This is a genomic window from Streptomyces sp. NPDC051776, from assembly GCF_040681345.1.
GTDB lineage: Bacteria > Actinomycetota > Actinomycetes > Streptomycetales > Streptomycetaceae > Streptomyces.
Map to the genome: position 1 here is coordinate 1 of NZ_JBFAYQ010000128.1, position 3,612 is coordinate 3,612.

Genomic DNA, 3,612 nt, shown 5'->3' on the forward strand with positions numbered 1-3,612 from the left:
AAGTTGCACCTGCGTCATGCATGACGATCTACAGGAACCCGCCCCGCTGCGGGAGCGGAGCCCACAGATTGATCACAACTGGATACGCCCCCTAAGACGTCATCTCATTTGGTTGGTTCGGTTAGGCTGCCAGTCGTGGTTGGGATCGTTGAGCGGCTGGTGCTTCCCAATGCTGAAGTCAGGCCGCAGTGGTGACGGGCCAAGGCCACGAAGTTAGGCGCGGACGTGAGCCGTCAACTGCCATGCTGGGTAAAGGCGTTCGTGATGCAGGAACGGGACCTCTGGTGGAAGCGGGAGACCGACCAAAGTCTTCCTGCTGCAAGAGAGGTCCCGTTGCCAGGCCAGTGTGTCACCACGACGTTCGCCCGCGCCATCACGGTCGCGGACGGTGTCTTCGCCCCCGGCCATTTGGGTGAGTTGACCAGTACTTTCCGTTCAAACTCGTCGATTATGTGCTCGATCAAACGCGTGCCATACAGCGCCGGCTTAAGAACTCCCGTCCAAAGTTGGCGTATATTTCGTTCTGGCGCTGGGGCTGTTCCCAGGTCTTGGATTGACCCACTTGCTTGCGCAGGACCGCGAGATGCCCATCTCTGCGGCTACATGGGCGATGGGGCGTTCCTGGCACCGCTGGACCAGGCGACGGCGGCCCTCTTCGGACAGTGGGGGGGCAGAAAATCGTTGCCTGAGCTGGTTCTTCTTTCATAGTGGCAGCGGCGTGCGATGGCTTGGTGCTGTCTGCGCCAGAGGGATCAGTTCAGGGCGTGGGCGACTGGTCCGAGGTGGGGTGTGGGTCGGGGCAGGAGAGTGTTCAGGAGTCTGCGGATCTCTGCCAGGGTGTAGCGGATGGTGCTGATGGTGTCGTTTCTGCTGGTTCTGCCAAGGGCGGCGGTGCGCAGGGCCGAAGGCGGCTCTGCAACCAGCTTCCTTTACCAGCAGAACTGAGCCCAGGAGGGCCGGCGGAACAACGCCTGCGACGACCACAACTACCTGGACGCCTCCATTACCGACGGACACCACAAGACGGAGGGCGTGACTCCGTGGACCGCTCGGTGAGCGCGGGCACGAGAACATTGGCGGCGGGGCCCGTGTCGAGGCGGCGACCCGCGGATCTGTACCAGCAGAACATCGCCCAGGAGGGGCGACAGAAACATCTGCGGCAACACCATCAACCTCAGCATCACCGCCACCGACAGCCGCACCCAGACCAAGTGCGTCGCCGTGGACCGTTCGGGTGTGTCCAGCCGACGGTGTAACTCGTGTGGTGTGGGTTAACGGTGGCCGGCTGATAGTCGGCCGTCGAAGGCAATGTCGAAAGCCTGCAGCGCGGGCTTCCAACGCATGGTCCAGCGTTTGCGTCCCTGCCCGGTGGGCTCCAGGCCCATGACGGCCATGTAGGCGCACTTGAGTGCTGCGGCCTCGTTCGGGGAGTGCCCGCGGGCCCGGACGGCCTTGCGGAGCAGGTCCCCCGACATCTCGGTCGGCGGGACCTCATCAACCGTCTCGACAGAGGCAGTCACGTCGCTCATCAGGTACTCTTCCTTGATCGGGAGTTGCACCGAAGACCGTACAGACCCCGCTGTCGACCGCCGCGACGACGAGCCAGCGGGACGGCGGGCAGCGAAGCGCTCCGGCGTGGTGGGTGGTTCCACCGGAGCGGCCTCCGCCTCGGGCACGGCCGGGCCGGTGAACGTGTCCGGGCACCTCCCGCAAGGTCGGATCGGTCTACCGTAACCACGTGGCGTATCACGACAGCGTCCTCCAAGCTGCCGCTGCGCTGAAGTGCATCCACCTGTGCCGGTCAGGTCCCTCGACCCATCCGGCAAAGGTCGCAAACGCTGGGCCACCCCCTAGACCGGAGACCGGCGATGTTTTCGTTTCTTCAATGATGGCTGACGCGTGGTCACCCCTGGCTCGCTAGGAGCAGCTAAACGTTCTGGACGAGGCGATATGCACGTCGGCCCTTCGTCGAGGAAGAGCTGCCCGAGATGCGCCAGGGCCCCCGCACCGGATACCCGGACGTCAGATACGAAGGCCTGGTGCTGGCACGAGAGGCAGGGTAAGGAGGACGCTCGGCCGGTCAGCGGACGCCAACAGTGCCGTTTGTGTGAAATGCGGTCTGCGCCGGGCTATGCAGGGAACTCTCCGCTGGCAGCTGGCTGATCCGTGGTGGCGCCTCCTGGAGGCGCTGCACGCCTCGCCAGACGCTCAGACATTGGAAGCCATGGAGGTCGGTCAGTATGGGCAGCGGTAGCGAGACCGGTGAGGTCACCGGCACCAAGGACAAGGACTACAACCTGATCTGGTACATCGAGGCGTGCCTGTCCAACGCACTGCGGATGGAGAGCTACATCCAGGACGCGCAGCGGCAGAGCGACAAGGAGTTGGTGGAGTTGTTCCAGAAGGCCCAGTCCGACAGCCGCAAGGGCGCTGAGCTCGGTAAGGGGCTGCTGGCCGCCCGTTTGTCCCGCTGACGGGTTCGGCGGGACAAGCCGACCGACGGGGTGTGAGGCTGAAGCCAGTACGAGACCGCGTTGGGGAGGGCTTTCGACGTGGTCTTGGGTTGTCCGTGGTCCCGGCTTCGGCTGCAACCGGACCACGGAACGGGCGCGGAAGTCGCCAGAGCATGAAGGATTTTCGCGCCCTACCCACGTCGCTGCAGTCGAGAAGGTAACGAGTGTCAATGCTCCCGCAGAATTGGTTCTGGGTCACTTTCCGTGCCAGAGCCACGGAGGGTCACCGAATCAGCGGTCATGAACGGCCATGACTGACGCTCTCCTCCAAGACTTGTGGTTCAGCAATGACGACGACGTCGCGCTCGGCACCATCTCCATCCACACCCGGCGCGTGACCTCCACGCCGCCACGACCAGCAGATGTGCGGCTTGTCCGTCGTGTGGAGCCGTAGCAGACCGAATCCATAGCCGGTAGTCCGTCGGCTCGATGAAGCCGCCGTGGCAAGGCGGCGGGTGGTCATGGAGTTACAGGTCCGGCGGTTCCGTTGCCGTGAACGGGCCTGTTCCAGAGCGATGTTCGTGGAACAGGTACCTGGACTGACGTTTCGTCACGGCCGGCGGAGCCAAGGATTGCAGACGACCTTGGAGCGGGTGGCGCTAGGGTCTGTCGTCAAATGTCACGCCCACATCAGCAGGGCTGCGAGGGTGACTGCTGCTTGGTAGGACTCGGTGGTCTTGTCGTACCGGGTGGCGATGCCGCGCCACTGCTTCAGCTTGTTGAAGCACCGTTCCACCACATTGCGCCGCTTGTAGGCGTCGCGGTCGAAGGCTGGGGGCCGTCCACCACGGCCGCCGCGGTTCAACCGGTTGCGGACCTGGTCGGCTCGCTCGGGAATGGTGTGGCTGATCCCGCGCCGACGCAGCCAGCTGCGGATCGCCCTGGAGCTGTAGCCCTTGTCGCCCAGGACGTGCGAGGGCCGCGCCCGGGGCCGTCCCGGACCCATCCTGGGCACCCGGATCGCCTCCATCACGGCGATGAACTGGGTGCAGTCGTTGGTGTTGCCGCCTGTGACGGTGAAGGCGAGCGGGCGGCCGTCGCCGTCGCAGGCCAGGTGAATCTTGCTGGTCAGGCCGCCTCGGGAGCGTCCGAGCGCCGG

2 protein-coding genes and 3 pseudogenes are annotated in these 3,612 nt (G+C 64.6%); 2 read left to right on the top strand and 3 right to left on the bottom strand.

Annotated elements, in window-relative coordinates; all coding sequences use genetic code 11:
* Positions 1-333: 333 nt before the first annotated feature.
* Positions 334-553: pseudogene (locus tag AB0M26_RS31525) on the top strand (transposase domain-containing protein); the annotation flags it as partial.
* 2 nt (positions 554-555) lie between these two features.
* On the opposite strand, the pseudogene AB0M26_RS31530 reads toward AB0M26_RS31525, so the two are convergent.
* Together AB0M26_RS31530 and AB0M26_RS31535 are read right to left on the bottom strand one after the other, a co-directional pair.
* Positions 556-663, bottom strand: a pseudogene (locus AB0M26_RS31530) (leucine zipper domain-containing protein); the annotation flags it as partial.
* Positions 664-1,271: 608 nt separating this feature from the next.
* Positions 1,272-1,457, bottom strand: a pseudogene (locus tag AB0M26_RS31535) (IS256 family transposase); the annotation flags it as partial.
* 783 nt (positions 1,458-2,240) lie between these two features.
* Here AB0M26_RS31535 and AB0M26_RS31540 point away from each other — a divergent pair.
* Positions 2,241-2,474: a hypothetical protein gene (locus AB0M26_RS31540; protein ID WP_365266384.1), complete on the top strand. Its 234-nt coding sequence runs from the start codon at positions 2,241-2,243 to the stop codon at positions 2,472-2,474.
* Between the two features lie 658 nt (positions 2,475-3,132).
* Here AB0M26_RS31540 and AB0M26_RS31545 read toward each other — a convergent pair.
* Positions 3,133-3,612: IS5 family transposase (locus AB0M26_RS31545; protein ID WP_365266387.1), on the bottom strand; the 480-nt coding region annotated here is incomplete at its 5' end.